Here is a 16,562-nt window from a genome sequence, read left to right as displayed (position 1 = left end):
TCTTCGGGGTCGTCGTGTAGACGCGGGTGCAGACACCGCGCTTCTGCGGGTTCTGTTCCATCGCAGGGACCTTGGACTTGGCCTTCTGCGGAACGCGGCCCTTGCGGACCAGCTGGTTGATCGTCGGCATTAAGTTCTCACTTCACCTGATGAGGGTGAGCACGGGTGCCGGACGATATGGGGAGAGATGTTGGCCTTGCGCGAGAGCCCCATCCCGGGCTTGACCCGGGACCCAGCTAACAAGAACGCCCGCGAGAGCGGACCACCTTGCCTTTCACACAAGCCGAAACGCTCCACCCACATGGTCAGGCCCTTCGGCCACCGGGTTACTTTGACGCCTGCCATCCCGAGGGAGACACACCGCCAATGTTCAGCTCGCTCCGAGGGAATGCCCCCGGAAGGATGCGGGCCCTTAGGCGGGATTGGGTTGGGGGTCAAGGGTGGGGATCAGGCAGCGAGGACTTCTTCGATTGCCTGTTTAAGGCTTTCCGCCAAAGCCACACCTTCTGGTACAAACTTTCCGAATGATGAAGTGTTGCTAAGCTTCCGATCACTGGCAACCTTGCGGATCTTTGAAATCAAGTCCTTACCTACGTAAACATTGGTAAAATTCGAGGCCTTCAATTTGCCGTGCGCTTCATCATGACCGAGGACGTTTGCAAGTCCATTCTTATATTCATCAATAAATTGAGAAATCTCATTTCTCTTAGTATTGAAGTTTATTCTCGCACCATCGGCATCAAGTTGATCACATGATTCTACCAAGATATCGGAAGCTTGGTTCTGATCGATACCAAAGTGCGCAGCAATGACATCCGCACGAACCCAAGAGGACTCAATATCGCAACCGTCTGTAAACCAGACCCTTAGGCCTCGCTTTTCATATGGACCTTGCTGAAGGTTCTGATCGTCCGGCAGCATAAAATCGCCATCTCGATGAACTAGCATTTTCATTTTTTTACCAAATAGCGACTCCAGCGATGCTAGCGTTTCAGCTTTGGGCAATCGGGAATTCCCCCTCCCCGGCCAAACAGCAACCTTGCTTTGAATGTGAGGCCATTGCCGAAGCAAAGCGTTTAGGAGACCGACCTTTTTGTCTTCAGTTATTAAAAGCAGCGACTTGTCCAGTATGCCCCAACCCATTGCACGACGTATCTCATCTGGATCATCCGCACAAACTTCACCATTCTTCATCCAAACCACGGCCGCATCGGGCGGCAAAGATCGCACAACACTTGGACTATGGGTTGTTAGCAAGACTTGGCATTCATATTGGTTGGCAGCCGCCATGAGGACATTCACAAGCCGCTCTTGCACATCGGGATGTAGATGGGAGTCCGGTTCATCAACGAGAAGAACCCTCGGCCTGAAGTAAACAAGGTACGCAAATATCTGTATTACCTGAAGAAAGCCTATCCCAGCGAGCTCTAACGGCTTAAACCTCCGAGGATCAGCAGATCGCATTGCACCCGTCTGAAACTCGGCGTGAATCTTGTAATGCTTTTGTTCCTCAAACGTTACCCTAAGTGATAAGGGGCCGAGAACAGCAGAAGCAAGCGCCTCCACCTCGGACAATGCAGTCTTACCCGAATCACGCTTTTCTTTTGATGCTAAATCTAAAATATTTCGTAGAACAGTGTTCGCATCGCCGGCAGCCGCCTGCCTATGGACGATCAACTTGGACCGCTTCTCTTCGGAAAGTGGAATGCCGGCCAACCCGGGTATATAAGCAGAAACTTCGCGGCCACTCGCGCGTATTTGTGCGGTTAACGGGTTATTCGATGGAATATGTACACTAATACCTTCATTTCTGGCTGACTTGATCCACATAGGCACGGTTATGGATTCTACGCCTTCGATTTTGGCATTGATAATCACATCCAATCTCGGTGCGGCCGAGAAATTGCCGTATTCCCCCGAATGCGATGCATTTTTGTAATCCGGAGACGGCATATAAGTGGCGTCAATCTCGGAAAGCGTCGATCCCTTGTTTTGCTGTTCTGGGGAAACACTTGAATTTCGACCGCTCTGAAGCATCCAATGGACTGCTTGGAGAACTGAACTCTTTCCGCTTCCGTTCGTACCGACCAGCACTGTGAAGGCGCTCAACGGTACCCTTGTGGCCTCGATCGCCTTGAAATTACGAATTTCTACCCAGTTCAATTTCATGAGATAAGATTAGAAGGCCTAATGTCCGAGTGCAATGCGGCGTTCGATTTTTCCACGAAGCTGGGCGCACGTCATGCCTGAAAAATATACAAGTTACGCCCATCGAAGGGATATCCTTCTTTGACGAAAGGCTAAGGGCAATCACACCCGTAGATCATCGGCCATGGGTCAAGTCCGGGGAGACGAAGGGGGGGACAGACGCCGCCCTCTCCCCTCCGCGAGTCATTTGTTGGCGCCCTCAGGCGCCGGGCGGCGGACCTCCGTCCGCCTTGGCTTTCCTCGCATAAGCTCGGGCGCGCGTTCGCGCTTGCGGCGGCTTCGCCGCCGTTACTGTGGCAAACGCGCTGTAGTGGCTCCGCGCCCACCCCTAGGCCCGATACCCGCCCCGGCCTTGAGCCGGGGGTGAACAGGAGGGGGATTTGTGGCGCTGATCTCCCTCCCGCTTGCGGGAGGGGAGCGAGACTTGGTCGCGCAGCGGCCTAGTCGCAGCGGGGTGGGCCTACGCGAGGTTGGTGACTCCGCACCCACCCCCTACCCCTCCCGCAAGCGGGAGGGGAGATAAGGTTTTCCTACTCGCCCGAAACCTGCAATCTCCTCGCGCGCCATGACCGATGAACGCGCGCCCTCCCCTGCCCCTGCCGCCGAGCCGCTGCTCGTCAACACGCGCAAGCACCCGCGGCAGGCGACCTCGCGGACGGCGTTTCGGGAGGAGTTCTTTCCCGAGGACGACCCGCTGCTCGACTTCCTGCCCTATTGTCACAAGCACCCGCGCGGCAACTCGATCACGCCGGAGGTGCAGCGCGCCTTCATCCACCATCTCGCTGCGAGCGGGATCGTCACGCAGGCGGCGACCAAGGTCGGCAAGAGTATCGAGGCGCTCTACAAGCTGCGCGACAGGCCCGGCGCGGAGGATTTCCGGCGGGCGTGGCGCGAGGCGCTCGAGTGGGGGCGGATGCGGCTCGAGGATTGCGCGATGGAGCGGGCGATCCACGAGGGCGCGCATAATCCGCGCGCCAATGCGATGATCTGCTTCGTGATCAAGCACCGCTCGCAGCACATGGTCGATGCGCGGCAGGTGAAGCCCGGCCACTGGCTCTACGAACGCATCCGCCACGAACTGACCGGCGAATGGGGTGAGGAGGAGGAGGAGTAATCCTCAGCCGGCGAGGTAACTCACCAGCGCCCGCACCTTCTTGCTCCGCCATTGCGGCGCAGGCGCGAGGAGCCAGTAGGCGCGGGTGGCGGGCTCGGGCTCGGTGAGCGCGGTGAGGGCGCCGCTGGCGAGCGCGCCCTCGGCGAGCGCGAGGGGGAGGATCGTGCGGCCCATCCCGGCAAGCGCCGAGGCGAGCGCCTGGCCGGGGGAGCCGGCGCGGATGCAGGGGTTGACGCCATCGGGCAGCGCCATGCCGGGCCAGTCGATCCATGCCTCGCGGAACTGCGGCGCGGCGACGGTGACGCGCATCGCCGGGGCAAGCTGGACGCCCTGGAGGTCGCCCGGCCCGTCGACCAGCCGGATCGCGAGGTCGAGATTGGCCTCGGTGAAGTCGGCATGCTCGTCAGGCGCAAGGATGTACTGGACGCCCGGGGTGCCGGCCTGGAACACCGCGAGGCGCGGGGCGAGCCACTCGGCGTAGAATTCGCGCGGGGTTGCGATGGTGTAGCGGTCCGAGGACTGGCCGGCCTGCATCGCCGCGACGCTCTCCTCGAACCTGAGGAAGCCCTCGCGCAAGGGATCGAGCCCCGCCTCGCCCTCGGGGGTGAGTTCGAGGCCCTTGGAGGTGCGGCGGAACAGGACCACACCGAGCACGTCCTCCAGCGCGCGGATCTGCTGGCCGACCGCGGCGGGGGTCACGGCAAGCTCGTCCGCGGCGCGGGTGAAGGAGAGGTGCCGCGCGGCGGCGTCGAACACGCGCAGGGCGTTGAGGGGCAGGTGGGTGCGCTTCACGGACCGTGGATTAGGACGCGGCGCGGGCAACCGCAAGCCGCTCCATCAGCCCGAGAACTAGCGGGGCGTGCGGCCCTCGGCGGTCTCGGGCGCGGTGAGCGGGAAGAAGGGGATGCGCACCTCGCTGCGCGCACCGTCGGCGCGCTCGAAGGTGTAGAAGCCCTCCATCGAGCCGAACGGTGTGGTCAGCGGGCAGCCCGAGACATAGTCGTGGCTCTGGCCCGGCTGGAGCAGCGGCTGTTCGCCCACCACGCCCTCGCCGTCGACATGGTTGACCATCCCGCGCCCGTCGGTGATGCGCCAGTGGCGGGTGCGCAGGCGCAAGGCCTCGTGCGAGGCGTTCTCGATGCGGATGTGGTAGACCCAGAACCACTTGCCCGCCTCCGGATGCGACTGCTCCGGCAGGTAGTTGACGGCGACCCTCACGGTGACCCCGTCGGTGGTGGCGGCGTGCTGGAAGAATTCTTTCATGTCGCGCCTCAGGTTAGCGATTCTTTGCCGGGTCACAAGAGGCCCAACGCGCTTAATCCCACCTGTATCCCGCAACTCGGCGTGTTTTATCGTGAGGGCTTGCGGTTGCAGGCGCAGGAAGCTTGGCATAGCCTTGGCGTCATGCCGCAGCCGCCTTGCCTCCCCGCAGCGATCACACGCCGCCGCGCGCTCGCCGGCATGGCTGCGGGCGTGCTGACCGGCTGCGCGGGGCACAGGCCGCCGCCGCCGCCCGGGCTTGCCCTGCCCGTCGATCCCGCCGCGACCGCCACGCCCGACCTTGTCGACCTTGCGCGCTTCGATCCGCGCCTGCGGCTCGACATCCGCTATGCCACCCCTGCCAACTTCATGGGCCGCGTGCTCTACCCCGTGCCGCGCGCGGTGGCGCAGCGTCCGGTGGCCGAGGCGCTCGCCAGGGTGCAAACCCGCGCCGAGGCCGAGGGCTACGGCCTCCTCCTGTTCGACGCCTACCGCCCCTGGCGCATCACCCGGATGATGTGGGACGAGACGCGGCCCGACAAGCGCGAGTTCGTCGCCGATCCCCGCACCGGATCGCGCCACAACCGCGGCTGTTCGATCGATCTGTCGCTCCACCGCGGCGGGGTCGAGGTCGCCATGCCCAGCCCCTATGACGATTTCACCCCCGCCGCCTATCGCAGCAACGAAGCCGCCCCGCCCGAAGCGCTACGCCTCAGCCGGTTGCTCGAAAGCTGGATGGTCGCCGAGGGCTTCGTCCCGCTCGCCAACGAATGGTGGCACTACGACTGGGCCGAGTGGCGGCGCTATCCGATCATGGACGTGCCGCTGGAAGCGGTGAGAGCGGGTTGATCCGCCGGTTGCGCCATGCGTCCGCAGAATATAGCGAAACGGCCATGACCGCCGCGCACCGAACCGCCCTAGTCCTGCTCGCCGCCGCCCCGCTGCTCGCGGCTTGCGAGGACGGCGGGGTCATCGACAAGCTGCTGCCCGAGCGCGGTTTCACCGTCGCCAGCACTTCGATGGAGCCGACCCTGCCGCACGGCACCCGCATCACCGCCGAGCGGGTGACCTCGGCAGACGTGGCGCGCGGCGATATCCTGGTGGTGCGCAACCAACGCGGAGAGAGTTACGTCTTCCGCCTCGTCGGCCTGCCGGGCGACAATGTCGAACTGCGCGAGGGCCTGCCACTGCTGAACGGGACACCGGCGCAGCAGCGCCCGCGGGGCACCTACACCGTCGCGGGCGAGGAGGAGGGCGATAACCCCTTGCCGCCCCAGACGATGACACGGCTCAGCGAGACCCTGCCGGGAAGCAGCGCAAGCCATGACATCCTCGACCTGCGGGAAACCGAGCTCGACAATTTCGGCCCGGTGACGCTGGGCGAGGACGAGTATTTCCTGCTCGGCGACAACCGCGACAATGCAGCCGACAGCCGCTTCGGCCCCGTCCCGCGCGGGCTGGGCATCGTGCGGTCCGAGCAGATCCTGCGGCGCGTCATCCTGCCGGCGGACTCCGCCAAGCCCTGATCGCTCAGGGCGTCGCGCCCGCCCCGCCCGCCGCCGCGCCCGCAGGCGCCGCCTCGCCGGTCGCCCCCGCCGCCGCCACCGTCACCGCCATCGCCGGGGCTGCATCGGCGGGGTTGTGCCTGGCGAGGAAGGCGTCGAGCGCCTCGTACCAGGCCTGCGCGCTTTCGGGCTTGGAGAAGCTGTGGCCCTCGTCCTTGATCACCAGCGTCTGCGGCGGCACGGGGGCCGTGCGGGTCGCCTTTTCGAAGATCGTGTATTGGGCGAGCGGCACGCGCTGGTCCTTGGTGCCATGCGCCAGCAGCACCGGACGCGACAGCTTGGCGGCGAGCCGGTAGGGCGACACCGCGTCGAGTTCCTCCGCCGCCTGCCCGCCGCGCACGCGCGCCGACCACCGCTTGTTGACCCGCTCGGAAAGATAGCGCCGATCATAGCGCAGCATCTTGTTCCAGTCGGTCACCCCTGCCCAGCTTGCGGCGCAGCGGTAGCGTTCCGGATTGCGCAGCACCGACCACAGCGCCGCATAGCCGCCATAGGAGCCGCCGACCACGCAGACCCGCGCAGGATCCGCGATCCCCTGCTTGACCGCCCAGTCCATCGCATCGTCGATATCGTCCTGCATCTTGCGCCCGATCTCGCCGGTGCCGGCCGCAAAGAAGGCATCGCCATAGCCGCCCGAACCGCGGTAATTGGGCTGGAGCACCGCATAGCCGCGGTTGGCGAGCAGCTGGACTTCGTCGTTGTATTCGAGCTTGTCACGGATCCCGTAAGGCCCGCCATGCGGCATCAGGATCAGCGGCAGGTTCTTCGCCTCGCGCCCGCGCGGCAGGGTGAGATAGCCGCGGATCACCGTGCCGTCGCGCGCGGTGTATTGCATGGGCCGGGGGCTGGCGAGCATGCGGAAATCGAGCTCGGGGCGGTATTGCGCGATCTCCTGCATCCGCCTTGCGGGCGCATCGTAGAGATAGAGCACGCCGGGATCGTTCTCCTGCCCGGAATAGACAAGCATGCGCGTGTCATCGTCCGTGCGGCTCTGCACCCACACCTCGCCATTGCCCAGCGCCTTCTTGAGCGCGCGGTACTGCGCGGTGACCTTGGGGTCGAACCAGTGCACCTCGTCGCGGTCGGCGGTGAAGAAGGCGGCATAGGGCTTGCCGTCCCTGATGGTGACGCTGTCGATGTCCCAGTCGGGATGCTCGAACACGGTCTCCACCACCTCGCGCGTGGCAAAGTTGAAGCGCTTGAGGCCGACCCGGCCGGTCTCGCTGGCGGACAGGACATAGCCCTCGTCCGAGCCGCTGACGACCTGGAGCGCATCGAAATACTGCTCGTCCTCGGCGCCTTCCTTGAGCTTGGCGATCAGTTTGAGCTCGTCGGTCGCGGCGGCGCGGTAATAGACCCTGAGCTTGCCCTCGTAATAGCCGGTGCCCATGCGCACCACGCCGTCCTCGTCGGCCACCCAGTTCCACACCCCGTCGCGCGGCGGCTGGACGGTGGTGATCCTGCCGCCCGCCCTGAGTTCGTGGCGGACCACCGACGGATAATCGTAGATCGATTTCTGGATCGCGACGAGGATGTAGGAGCCATCCTCGGCGACATGGATGACATTGTCGCCCTCGACCGCCTCGGTGTGCGCGAACAGGCGGGTCATGGTGCCGCTGGCGACCTCGACCAGCACCATGCGGGTGTAGCGCACGTCGTCGCCGAAGAACTTGCCCGGGGTCGAGACGCCGAGCAGCAGCTTGTCGTTGGTGATCCAGCTCGACCATTCGAGCTCGTCGTCCGGATCGGGCAGGAGCGCGCGGATGAGCTTGCCGGTTACGGTCTCGGTGATGACGAAGGTCATCTTGCCTTCGATCTGGCGCATGTAGGAGAACATCGACCCGTCGGGCGAGAGCTCGGTGTCGCGGAAGGCGGGGCGGCGCGCAAAGTGGGCCGCGGCGATGCGTGGCGGCGGGGCCTCTGCGGCGGGGGGAATAGGGGCTTGGGCGGATGCTGCCGGGGTGGCGGGCGGCAGCGTTGCGGGAGCGGGCGGCGCGGCCTGCTGCGCACTGGCCGCAACCGCTGCGAAGGTCAGGCCGGCAGCCAGTGCCAGCCCGGCGACATGCCGGTAAAGTCCCATAGCGCCCCGTTGCGTCCCCTGAAGCGATTGCGATTCGCCAAGCCTATGATTTTATGCAGGCCTGGCAAGGGGATTGCGACGCGGGACCGGGGCTTCAGCCTTTCGCGAGCAGTTCCTCGATCTGGCCGAGGCGCTCCTTGCCGAAGAACATCTCGGTGGCCCCGCCGCGCGGTCCGACGAATATCGTCGGGATGCCGAAGGCGCCGCGCGCGACGGCCGCGTCGGTATTGGCGGCAAGGCCCTGCTTGACCGCATCGGTCTGCGCCCGGGCGAAGAGATCGCCGGCGTCGAACCCGGCCCCTGCCAGCACCGCGCCGATGGCTTCGGGCGAGGCGATGTCCAGCCCCTCCTCCCAGATCGGCCGCAGCAGCGCCTCGACGAATGCTACGGCGCGCCCGTCCTGATCGGCGGCGAAGAGCATGCGTTGCAGCAGGATCGAATTGAACGGGAATTGCGGGTGGAGGCGATACTTGTCGAGGCCATGCCTGGCGATGAAGCGCTGCATCTCGAGCATCGCGTATTCGTTCTTGCCCTTGACCTCGGCGTCGCGGAGCATCGGCGGGGCATTGCCGGTGAGCTTGTGCATGCCGGCAAGGAAGACCGGGATCACGTCGAGCTCGGCCTCGTGGCGATCGAGGAGTTCGCGCAGCGGCCACCAGACGAGGTAGGCATTGGGGCTGACGAAATCGAAGACGAGTTGGGCGCGGGCGGTCATGAATTGATATCCCCGAAATGGCATTCAAGTGCGATCAGCTCGGCAGCATTCACCTTGGGCCGACTGCGTTCAAGGGCGGTGGCCGAGCGGCTGTCATTGAGCGCCGGCCCAAGCCGGCAGTGCAGGTCGTCGGCAAACTGCTGGAGCGCGGCACGGTCGCCCCCTGCGCGCAGCACCAGCGTCACCCCGTCATCGACGCAGCAGCCGATAAAGGCGCCGCGCTTTTCCTCGGTGATGACCAACTCGACAGGATTGCCGAGGAAGGAGAGCGGACGGCGCGGCTGGACCCAATAAAAGTAATCGAACGTCCCGTCGAAGGAACGGCCGACCAGCCCGGCTTCGCGCAGCGGCCTCAGGACCTCGTCCGGCCGCGGGCCCGACAGGCTGGCGTCCGGCGCGTAGCTGCGCGCAAGGTCGCGCACGGCTGTCTCGAACGCGTGTGCGACCGGGACGGGAGCCGATGGATCGGCAGCAGCGGTGCCGCCGCCCGAGATCAAGGCCATCGCCGCAAGGGCGGGGAGGAGGCCCGTTCCTGCCCTCACATGCCCGCCGCAGCGAGCGCCTGGTCCATGTCCTCGGTGAGGTCGGCGATGTCTTCGAGCCCCACGTTGATGCGCAGGAGCCCCTCGGTCACGCCCATCGCCGCACGCGCCTCGTCGCCCATGTTGGCGTGGGTGGTCGAGGCGGGGTGACACATCAGCGAGCGCGCGTCGCCGATGTTGTTCGAGATGTCGATGAGCTGCAATGCATCGAGCACCGCGAAGGCGCGCGCGCGGGTGCCGACATCGAAGGCGAAGATCGGCCCCGTCGCCTCCATCTGCGCGAGTGCAAGGTTGTGGCGCGGGTGGCTGGCAAGGCCCGGGTGGAGCATGTGCCCGCCCGCCTTGGTCACCCGCGGCTCAAGGAATTCGCCGAGCGCCACCGCGCTCCTGCTCTGGGCATGGGCGCGCAAGGGGAGCGTCTCGAGGCCCTTGAGCACGACCCACGCATTGAAGGCGCTCAATGTCGGGCCGGTGTTGCGCTGGAAGGGCATCAGCACCTCGTCGATCCACTGCTTGCTCGCACAGATCGCGCCCGCCAGCACGCGGCCCTGCCCGTCCATCAGCTTGGTCGCGCTATAGGCGACGACATCCGCGCCGAACTCCATCGGGCGCTGCAGGACGGGCGAGGCGAAGGCGTTGTCGACCACGCTGGTGATCCCGTGCGCGCGGGCGAGGCCGCAGACATGAGCAAGGTCGACGATATCGAGCGTGGGGTTGGCCGGGGTCTCGAAGAAGAACACCTTCGTGTTCGGCCGGATCGCGGCCTCCCACGCGGCGTTGTCGGCGCTGTCGATGATGGTGACCTCGATCCCGAACCGCGGGAGCAGGCTGTCACACAGCCAGCGGCAGCTGCCGAACGCAGCGCGCGCGGCCACCATATGATCGCCTGCGGAAAGCTGGCATAGGAGCGCCGCGGTCATCGCCGCCATCCCGGTCGCCTGGGCGCGGCAGGCCTCGGCCCCCTCCATCAGCGCGATGCGTTCCTCGAGCATCGCTACGGTGGGGTTCTGGAGGCGCGAATAGGTCATGCCCTGCGCCGTGCCCGCAAAGCGGTCGGCGACGGTCTGGGCGTCGTCGTAGGTGTAGCCCGAGGAGAGGAACAGCGCCTCGCTGGTCTCGCCATGTTCGGAGCGCCAGGTGCCGCCGCGCAGCGCGCGGGTTGCGGGGCGCCAGCCTTTGGTGGCGGCGCGGTCCATGCCGGTGGTCTTCTTCATGCGCCCGCCTCTAGGCTTCGATCAGCCCGCCTGCAAGCAGGCCCGCGCGCGCGGTATCCTCGTGACCGAGCGAGGAGAGCATCAGCGTCCCCTCGATCACGGTCAGCAGCAGCCGCGCGCCGCCTGCCGGGTCGGGATCGCCGGGAGGCATGTTGCGCTCAAGCCAGACCAGCAGCTCGTTCACCATGCCGCGCGCCGCCGGGCGGAACCCCGGCACGTCGCGCGCCGCGCCGCCGACGATCTCCCACCACAGCTGCTTGAAAGGCTGCGAGGCGGGATCAGCGTTCTGCTCAAGGATCCGCGCCAGCAGTTCGGCGCGCGTGGCCGGACGGGCGTCGGCGGTGATCACCGCTTCGAGCCCGGCCGCATAGACCCCGGCGGCAAAGGACAGCAGATCGGCGATCAGCTTCTCCTTGGAGCCGAAATGATAGATCAGCATCCGGTCCGAAGTGCCCGCAGCCTTGGCCAGCGGCCTGAGGCTTGCCTGCCCAAGACCCTCGGCGAGCACATGACCCATCAACAGGGGCAGCAGGCTCTCTTTCGACATCGGGGGCTTTTTTGCACGGGGCCGCATGGCGCGCTTGTAGCGGCGTCAAGGCGTTGCTACAAGCGCACGTAGCAATCGCTACATTTTTGGAGAAAGCCGTGATGCCCGAAACTCTTACCCCCTTCATCGCGCTCGCCGCTGGCGGGCTGGTGTGCGCCGTGGCCGCGATCCTGATGATCGCCGCCCGCCCCGGCGCGCCCGGCAATGTGCTGCTGGCAGGCGCGCTTAGCGCAGGCTTTGCCGCCTTCTCCGTGGTGACGATTGCCGCCGAGGGCGTATTCCCGGTGGTCCTCAACCACACCTCGAACCTGTGGGGCGTGCAGGTGTGGTGGGATCTCCTCTTCTCGCTGTCGGTCGCGACCTTCCTGATCCTGCCGCGCGCGCGGGCGGTGGGCATGAACTTGCCGCTGTGGGTGGCCTTCATCCTGCTCAGCGCCAGCATCGGCCTGCTCGCCATGTGCGCGCGGCTGTTCTGGCTCGAGCAGGCGAGCGCGCGCGAAGGCGCAAACCCAGCTTGAACTTGGCGGTGACCGGCGGCGCAGCCGCCGCAAGCCCGAACGGGCGCCCGCAGCGATGCGGCCTTCAGGCCGCGTGAGCGAGGATTTCGCACGCCGGATGGCGTGCGGAAACAAAAGTCCTTCTTGCCCATGCGGCTGGCCCTGCCTATCGGCGGGGCTAGTCATGGCCGAGGCGCACCCCTCCCCCTCCCCTGCCGCCAACCCGCCGCCGCGCCCGCGCGATCCGCTGGCGTGGGTCGCAGCGATCACCGGGGTCTTTGCGCTGCTTGCAGGCTGGCGGCTCGGCACCCCTTCCATCGAATATTTCGACGAGGTCCACTACCTCCCCGCCGCGCGCGACATGCTCGCCGCCTTCGAGACCGGCGCGGGCGCCTATCGCAACCGTGAGCACCCGCTCTTCGCCAAGGAGCTGATCGCGCTCGGCATGTGGGCCCTGGGCGACAATCCGCTGGGCTGGCGCATCGTGCCGTGGCTCGCGGGCGTGCTCGCGCTGTTCGCCTCGATGCGCGCGCTGTGGCACGCTAGCCATGACCGCTTCGCCACGCTCGCCTTCGGGGTGCTGGCCGCGAGCGGCTTTGCGCTGTTCATCCATGCCCGGATAGCGATGCTCGACATCGTGATGATCGCCGCACTCGCGGTTGCCGCCTGGCAGTTCGCCGCGGCCGCCGCGCGGCCCGAGCAAGGGCGCTGGCGGCTGGCGCTGACCGGCATCGCCCTGGGGCTGGCGCTGGGCTCCAAGTGGAATGCCATTCCCCTCGCCATGGCGCCGGGGCTGGCCTTCTTCTTCGCCCGCCTCGGCGCAGGCCGCCGCCGCCTTTTCCTCAGCCGCCGCGGCGCGCCGGTGCCGGGAATCCGGCTCATCGAGGCCTTCGTGTGGCTCGGCATCCTGCCGCTGGCCGTTTACGCCGCGACCTTCATTCCGGGCTACTGGCTCGCCGAATATCTCCACCCCTCCCCGCTGGCGGAGAAGGGCCTGATCGGGCTGCACGAGGAGATCTTCGCGCTCCAGAGCCAGCTGATGACCCCGCACCGCTACATGAGCCAGTGGCCGCAATGGGTGCTGAACACGCGCGGGATCTGGTATCTCTACGAGGAGGTCGACGGCGCATGGCGCGGGGTGCTGCTGATCGGCAATCCGCTGACGATGCTGCTCGGCCTGCCGGCGCTGGTGTGGTGCCTTGCCGCGGGCGCGCTGCGGCGCGATCCCGCCCGGCTGGCGGCTTCGCTGGGCTATGCGGCGAGCCTCGGCCTGTGGCTGATCGCGCCCAAGCCGATCCAGTTCTACTACCACTATTCCGCCCCGAGCCTGTTCCTCCTCGCCGCGCTGGCGCTGGCATGCAGCGACTTGCGGCGGCTGCCTTACGGCAAATGGCTGGCATGGGGCATCCCGGCAGCCTCGGTGGCGGTGTTCGCCTTCTACTTCCCCATACTCGCCGCCCTGCCCTTGAGCGGGGGCGACGATTACCTGATCTGGGCGTGGCTCAAGGGGTGGCGGTGACGCTCTTGTTTTCCGCACGCCGTCGGGCGCGCGGTCCTCGCTAGACGCGCAGCAAGCTGCGCCCGCTGCGGGCGGCCGTTCGGCCTTGCGGTCGCCGCGCGACCGATCAGCACTACACAGCTTGCGTGGTTAGAACCTGCCCCACACAAACCGGCTAGACAGGGCATAGTTCCAGACGGACCCCACCACGATCCCCGCCAGCGCGGCGAGCACCCAGAAGATGCCCTGCCCTTCGAGGAAGGTCGCGATGGCGACGTTGGCGAAGCCGCCGATCGCGCAGGTGGCGGTAAAGCCGAGCCAGCCGCGAATGAGCTCGCCCCAGCCGGTCAGCCGCTTGTCGCGATAGGTCAGCCAGTTGTTGAGCCAGAAGTTGAAGCTCATCGCCACCAGCACCGCGATGCTCTGCGCGAAGGTGAAGGCGTGATCGAGCACGAACAGCAGGCTGGTGAGCACCATGAAATGCACCACCACGCCCAGCGCGCCGACGGTGCCGAACAGGGCAAAACGGGTCGGGATCACCTTGCCAAAGGTCTTGTCGTAGAGCCCGGCGAGGAAATCGAACAGGATGGCGCGGTCCAGCTTGCTTTCTCCTTCGCGGCGGGCCGCGAAATTGAGGGGGAATTCCTTGACCTTCATCGCCGTCTCGGAGGTGGCGAGCAGGTCGAGCAGGATCTTGAAACCGATCGCCGAAAGGCGCGGCACCAGCGCGCGCGCGGCAGCGGCGGACAACATGAAATAGCCGCTCATCGGATCGGTGAGTTCCACGCCCGTCATCTTGCGGGCGAGCGCATTGGCATAGGTCGACAGCCTCTCGCGCTCGGGCGCGGCCCAGTCGGCGGTGCTGGCCCCTTCGGCAAAGCGGCTGGCGACGCAGATCTCGGCCTCGCCGCTTTTCAGCGCAGCGAGCATGCCGGGGAGCAGCGCGGGATCGTGCTGGTGGTCGGCGTCCATCACCGCGACATAGGGCGCGGCGGTGGCGCAGAAGCCTTCGATCACTGCGCTCGACAGGCCCCGGCGGCCGATGCGCTGGATGACCCGCACGCGGGCATCGACCAGCGCCAGCGCGCGCGCTTCATCAGCGGTGCCATCGCGGCTGTCGTCATCGACGATGATCACTTCCCAGGCGGCCGTCTGCCCGATGGCACGATCGATCCGCTCGACCAGCGGGCCGAGATTGCCGCGTTCGTTGAACGTGGGCAGGATGATCGCCAGATCGAGCGTCACGGGCGCAGGCTCCGGCCAGATGTCAGCGAGCTCTTCATGGACGGAATCGAGGGGGGGAAAAGAGGCGTGATCCATGCGCCCCTAGTGCACCATAATTCTTTATAAACCATAACTGGCGCGGCCTGCGGGTTCAGAGCCGTTCGCGCACCGCCGCGCCGATGGCCGCGGTGCCATGGGTGCCGCCGAGATCGCCGCCGAGGATGCCGTCGGCAAGCGCGCGCGCGACCGCAGCCTCGATCCGCGCCGCATCGCCCTCGCGGCCGAAGGAATGGCGCAGCATCATCGCCGCCGACAGGATCGTAGCCATCGGATTGGCCTTGCCTTGCCCGGCGATGTCGGGGGCCGAGCCGTGGATGGGTTCATAGAGGCCGAAGGTGCCATGAGCGGTCTGCCGCTCGCCCAGCGAAGCGCTCGGGAGCAGGCCGATCGAGCCCACCGCGGCGCTGGCGAGGTCGGAAAGAATGTCGCCGAACAGGTTGCCGGTCAGCACCACGCCGAAACGCTCGGGGTGGCTGACGGTCTGCATCGCGGCGTTATCGACATACATGTGATCGAGCGTCACGTCGGGATACTCGGCGGCAACCTCCAGCACCACGTCGCGCCACAGCTGGCTGGTTTCGAGCACATTGGCCTTGTCGACGCTGGTGAGCTTTTGCCCGCTCGCCGCCGCCGCGCGGAAGGCGACATGGGCAATGCGGCGCACTTCGCTTTCCGAATAGGACATGGCGTCCCACCCCTCGCGCTCGCCATCATCCGTGGTGCGCTGGCCCTTGGCGCCGAAATAGACGTCCCCCGTCAGCTCGCGCACGATCAGCATGTCGAGCCCGGCGGCGATGTCGGCGCGCAAGGGCGAGAGGTGTTCGAGCCCCGCAAACACCCGCGCCGGACGCAGGTTGGCGAACAGGCCGAGGTGCTTCCTCAGGCCGAGGATCGCCTGTTCCGGGCGCAGGTGGCGCTCCAGCGCGTCGCAGGACGGATCGCCCACCGCGCCGAACAGGATCGCATCGGCCTCGCGCGCCATGGTGAGGGTCTCTTCCGGCAGCGGGTGTCCGTGGCGGTGATAGGCCGCCCCGCCCACGTCGCCGGTGAACAGCGTGAGCCCCGGGAGCGCCAGCGCTTCGAGCACCGCGACCGCCTCGGCGGTGACCTCGGGGCCGATCCCGTCGCCGGGCAGGACTGCAATCTTCATCTGTGCTCTTTCTTCAGGCCATCCGCTGGAGCCGCTCGGTCAGCAGCAGCCTCGCGCCCATAACATCGCGCCTGTCGCCTGCAAGCAGGTAGTGCGCGATGCGGCGCTCGAGCGTGGCGAGCTGGGCGAGCTGGGCGGGCAGATCGGCGGCGACGGGCGGGTTGATGCCGCCATAGCCCAGTTCGGACAGGAGCAGGGTTTCATAGGCGACCAGCCCGCTCACCCAGCCGCGCGCGGAAGCGGCCATGGCGATCGCCTCGAGCAGTGCGTCGAGCGCGGCGTGGAGGCTCGGGTAGGGCTGGCGTTCGGGCAGTGCGGTCGCGGTCAGCGCGCAGGCCCACTGCATCGCGGCGGCCGGCAGCGGCTCGGTGATCAGCGCCGCGCGGGAGTGCTCGAGCTCGAGCCTTGCAAAGGGCAACGCGCTGCCGGGCTTGGTGGTGAACTCGGCCGCGACGCGATTGCCCGGCACCATCACCGCGCGCATCTGCCGCCCCCGCCCGCCCGCGACATAGGCCGCGACCAGCCCCGTCTCGGCGGTCAGCACGCGCACCATCGCCCCGGTCTCGCCCTGCGGCCGGGACGCGAGCACGATGGCCGGGCCGCGCGAGGTCATGCCCGCGCGCCCGGGCCTACTTGGAGGACTTGGCTTCCAGCGCCGCGAGCCGCGCTTCGAGCGCGTCGGCCTGTTCGCGGGCCTTCTGCGCCATGGCCTTGACCGTCTCGAACTCCTCGCGGGAGACGAAGTCGATTCCGCCAAAGGCCTCGCGCATGCGCTCGCGCGCGCTCTCACGGGCTTCGCGGGACATGCCCGCCATGGTCCCCGCCGCGCTGTTGGCAAGCTTGACGAGGTCGGCGATGATCGGGTTCTGGCTTTGCATTTTTTCTTTT

At 66.5% G+C, this 16,562-nt stretch carries 17 protein-coding genes and 1 pseudogene; 5 read left to right on the top strand and 13 right to left on the bottom strand.

Going from position 1 to position 16,562, the window contains the following annotated elements; genetic code table 11:
• Positions 1 to 130: pseudogene (gene rpsL / locus NBV68_RS09965) on the bottom strand (30S ribosomal protein S12); the annotation flags it as partial.
• A gap of 317 nt (positions 131 to 447) precedes the next feature.
• A complete protein-coding gene (locus tag NBV68_RS09960) occupies positions 448 to 2,169 on the bottom strand; it encodes an AAA family ATPase (protein WP_296309373.1) in 1,722 nt (573 codons plus the stop codon).
• Positions 2,170 to 2,773: 604 nt separating this feature from the next.
• Between NBV68_RS09960 and NBV68_RS09955 the strand changes: the two genes are divergently transcribed.
• Positions 2,774 to 3,322 (top strand): hypothetical protein, encoded by a 549-nt coding sequence (locus NBV68_RS09955; RefSeq protein ID WP_296309369.1) that lies wholly within the window; start codon positions 2,774 to 2,776, stop codon positions 3,320 to 3,322.
• A gap of 3 nt (positions 3,323 to 3,325) precedes the next feature.
• On the opposite strand, the gene NBV68_RS09950 is transcribed toward NBV68_RS09955, so the two are convergent.
• The gene (locus tag NBV68_RS09950) at positions 3,326 to 4,114 is read right to left on the bottom strand and encodes a LysR family transcriptional regulator (RefSeq protein ID WP_296309367.1); all 789 of its coding nucleotides are present in this window, start codon (positions 4,112 to 4,114) and stop codon (positions 3,326 to 3,328) included.
• Positions 4,115 to 4,171: 57 nt separating this feature from the next.
• On the bottom strand, positions 4,172 to 4,585 hold the full coding sequence (gene apaG / locus NBV68_RS09945; RefSeq protein WP_296309364.1) for a Co2+/Mg2+ efflux protein ApaG: 414 nt from the start codon (positions 4,583 to 4,585) through the stop codon (positions 4,172 to 4,174).
• Between the two features lie 141 nt (positions 4,586 to 4,726).
• Here apaG and NBV68_RS09940 point away from each other — a divergent pair, with 141 nt between their 5' ends.
• Together NBV68_RS09940 and lepB are read left to right on the top strand one after the other, a co-directional pair.
• Positions 4,727 to 5,431: a M15 family metallopeptidase gene (locus NBV68_RS09940; RefSeq protein ID WP_296309362.1), complete on the top strand. Its 705-nt coding sequence runs from the start codon at positions 4,727 to 4,729 to the stop codon at positions 5,429 to 5,431.
• Positions 5,432 to 5,475: 44 nt separating this feature from the next.
• Positions 5,476 to 6,108: a signal peptidase I gene (lepB, locus tag NBV68_RS09935; RefSeq protein ID WP_296309359.1), complete on the top strand. Its 633-nt coding sequence runs from the start codon at positions 5,476 to 5,478 to the stop codon at positions 6,106 to 6,108.
• Between the two features lie 4 nt (positions 6,109 to 6,112).
• On the opposite strand, the gene NBV68_RS09930 is transcribed toward lepB, so the two are convergent.
• From NBV68_RS09930 to NBV68_RS09910, 5 genes are all read right to left on the bottom strand, one after another.
• On the bottom strand, positions 6,113 to 8,227 hold the full coding sequence (locus NBV68_RS09930) for an alpha/beta fold hydrolase (protein ID WP_296309356.1): 2,115 nt from the start codon (positions 8,225 to 8,227) through the stop codon (positions 6,113 to 6,115).
• Positions 8,228 to 8,321: 94 nt separating this feature from the next.
• Positions 8,322 to 8,942, bottom strand: a complete 621-nt coding sequence (locus NBV68_RS09925; protein WP_296309354.1) for a 2-hydroxychromene-2-carboxylate isomerase — start codon at positions 8,940 to 8,942, stop codon at positions 8,322 to 8,324.
• Positions 8,939 to 9,439, bottom strand: a complete 501-nt coding sequence (locus tag NBV68_RS09920; protein WP_296309351.1) for a hypothetical protein — start codon at positions 9,437 to 9,439, stop codon at positions 8,939 to 8,941. The genes NBV68_RS09925 and NBV68_RS09920 overlap by 4 nt, the downstream gene beginning before the upstream one ends.
• 41 nt (positions 9,440 to 9,480) lie before the next feature.
• On the bottom strand, positions 9,481 to 10,698 hold the full coding sequence (locus NBV68_RS09915) for an aminotransferase class I/II-fold pyridoxal phosphate-dependent enzyme (RefSeq protein WP_296309348.1): 1,218 nt from the start codon (positions 10,696 to 10,698) through the stop codon (positions 9,481 to 9,483).
• Positions 10,699 to 10,708: 10 nt separating this feature from the next.
• On the bottom strand, positions 10,709 to 11,245 hold the full coding sequence (locus NBV68_RS09910) for a TetR/AcrR family transcriptional regulator (RefSeq protein WP_296309345.1): 537 nt from the start codon (positions 11,243 to 11,245) through the stop codon (positions 10,709 to 10,711).
• Positions 11,246 to 11,346: 101 nt separating this feature from the next.
• On the opposite strand from NBV68_RS09910, the gene NBV68_RS09905 reads away from it, so the two are divergent.
• Positions 11,347 to 11,763: a hypothetical protein gene (locus tag NBV68_RS09905; RefSeq protein ID WP_296309343.1), complete on the top strand. Its 417-nt coding sequence runs from the start codon at positions 11,347 to 11,349 to the stop codon at positions 11,761 to 11,763.
• A 163-nt stretch (positions 11,764 to 11,926) separates the two neighbouring features.
• Complete coding sequence (locus NBV68_RS09900) at positions 11,927 to 13,261, top strand: phospholipid carrier-dependent glycosyltransferase (RefSeq protein ID WP_296309341.1); 1,335 nt, start codon at positions 11,927 to 11,929, stop codon at positions 13,259 to 13,261.
• A gap of 129 nt (positions 13,262 to 13,390) precedes the next feature.
• On the opposite strand, the gene NBV68_RS09895 is transcribed toward NBV68_RS09900, so the two are convergent.
• The 4 genes from NBV68_RS09895 to NBV68_RS09880 are packed head-to-tail and all read right to left on the bottom strand — an operon-like array spanning position 13,391 to position 16,552.
• A complete protein-coding gene (locus tag NBV68_RS09895) occupies positions 13,391 to 14,560 on the bottom strand; it encodes a glycosyltransferase family 2 protein (RefSeq protein WP_296309338.1) in 1,170 nt (389 codons plus the stop codon).
• Positions 14,561 to 14,615: 55 nt separating this feature from the next.
• On the bottom strand, positions 14,616 to 15,674 hold the full coding sequence (gene leuB / locus NBV68_RS09890) for a 3-isopropylmalate dehydrogenase (RefSeq protein WP_296309337.1): 1,059 nt from the start codon (positions 15,672 to 15,674) through the stop codon (positions 14,616 to 14,618).
• 13 nt (positions 15,675 to 15,687) lie between these two features.
• Positions 15,688 to 16,287, bottom strand: a complete 600-nt coding sequence (locus tag NBV68_RS09885; protein WP_296309335.1) for a recombination protein O N-terminal domain-containing protein — start codon at positions 16,285 to 16,287, stop codon at positions 15,688 to 15,690.
• A 16-nt stretch (positions 16,288 to 16,303) separates the two neighbouring features.
• Positions 16,304 to 16,552, bottom strand: a complete 249-nt coding sequence (locus tag NBV68_RS09880) for an accessory factor UbiK family protein (RefSeq protein WP_296309376.1) — start codon at positions 16,550 to 16,552, stop codon at positions 16,304 to 16,306.
• Positions 16,553 to 16,562: the final 10 nt, after the last annotated feature.

This window comes from Erythrobacter sp. (assembly GCF_023653175.1).
GTDB lineage: Bacteria > Pseudomonadota > Alphaproteobacteria > Sphingomonadales > Sphingomonadaceae > Erythrobacter.
This window is presented reverse-complemented; position numbering and strand designations above follow the sequence as displayed.

Bases quoted from the DNA above. Each gene is read 5' to 3' on its own strand.
- NBV68_RS09960 (WP_296309373.1), bottom strand. From the start codon at position 2,169: ATGAAATTGAACTGGGTAGAAATTCGTAATTTCAAGGCGATCGAGGCC.
- NBV68_RS09955 (WP_296309369.1), top strand. From the start codon at position 2,774: ATGACCGATGAACGCGCGCCCTCCCCTGCCCCTGCCGCCGAGCCGCTG.
- apaG (WP_296309364.1), bottom strand. From the start codon at position 4,585: ATGAAAGAATTCTTCCAGCACGCCGCCACCACCGACGGGGTCACCGTG.
- NBV68_RS09940 (WP_296309362.1), top strand. From the start codon at position 4,727: ATGCCGCAGCCGCCTTGCCTCCCCGCAGCGATCACACGCCGCCGCGCG.
- lepB (WP_296309359.1), top strand. From the start codon at position 5,476: ATGACCGCCGCGCACCGAACCGCCCTAGTCCTGCTCGCCGCCGCCCCG.
- NBV68_RS09930 (WP_296309356.1), bottom strand. From the start codon at position 8,227: ATGGGACTTTACCGGCATGTCGCCGGGCTGGCACTGGCTGCCGGCCTG.
- NBV68_RS09925 (WP_296309354.1), bottom strand. From the start codon at position 8,942: ATGACCGCCCGCGCCCAACTCGTCTTCGATTTCGTCAGCCCCAATGCC.
- NBV68_RS09915 (WP_296309348.1), bottom strand. From the start codon at position 10,698: ATGAAGAAGACCACCGGCATGGACCGCGCCGCCACCAAAGGCTGGCGC.
- NBV68_RS09910 (WP_296309345.1), bottom strand. From the start codon at position 11,245: ATGTCGAAAGAGAGCCTGCTGCCCCTGTTGATGGGTCATGTGCTCGCC.
- NBV68_RS09905 (WP_296309343.1), top strand. From the start codon at position 11,347: ATGCCCGAAACTCTTACCCCCTTCATCGCGCTCGCCGCTGGCGGGCTG.
- NBV68_RS09900 (WP_296309341.1), top strand. From the start codon at position 11,927: ATGGCCGAGGCGCACCCCTCCCCCTCCCCTGCCGCCAACCCGCCGCCG.
- NBV68_RS09895 (WP_296309338.1), bottom strand. From the start codon at position 14,560: ATGGATCACGCCTCTTTTCCCCCCCTCGATTCCGTCCATGAAGAGCTC.
- leuB (WP_296309337.1), bottom strand. From the start codon at position 15,674: ATGAAGATTGCAGTCCTGCCCGGCGACGGGATCGGCCCCGAGGTCACC.
- NBV68_RS09885 (WP_296309335.1), bottom strand. From the start codon at position 16,287: ATGACCTCGCGCGGCCCGGCCATCGTGCTCGCGTCCCGGCCGCAGGGC.
- NBV68_RS09880 (WP_296309376.1), bottom strand. From the start codon at position 16,552: ATGCAAAGCCAGAACCCGATCATCGCCGACCTCGTCAAGCTTGCCAAC.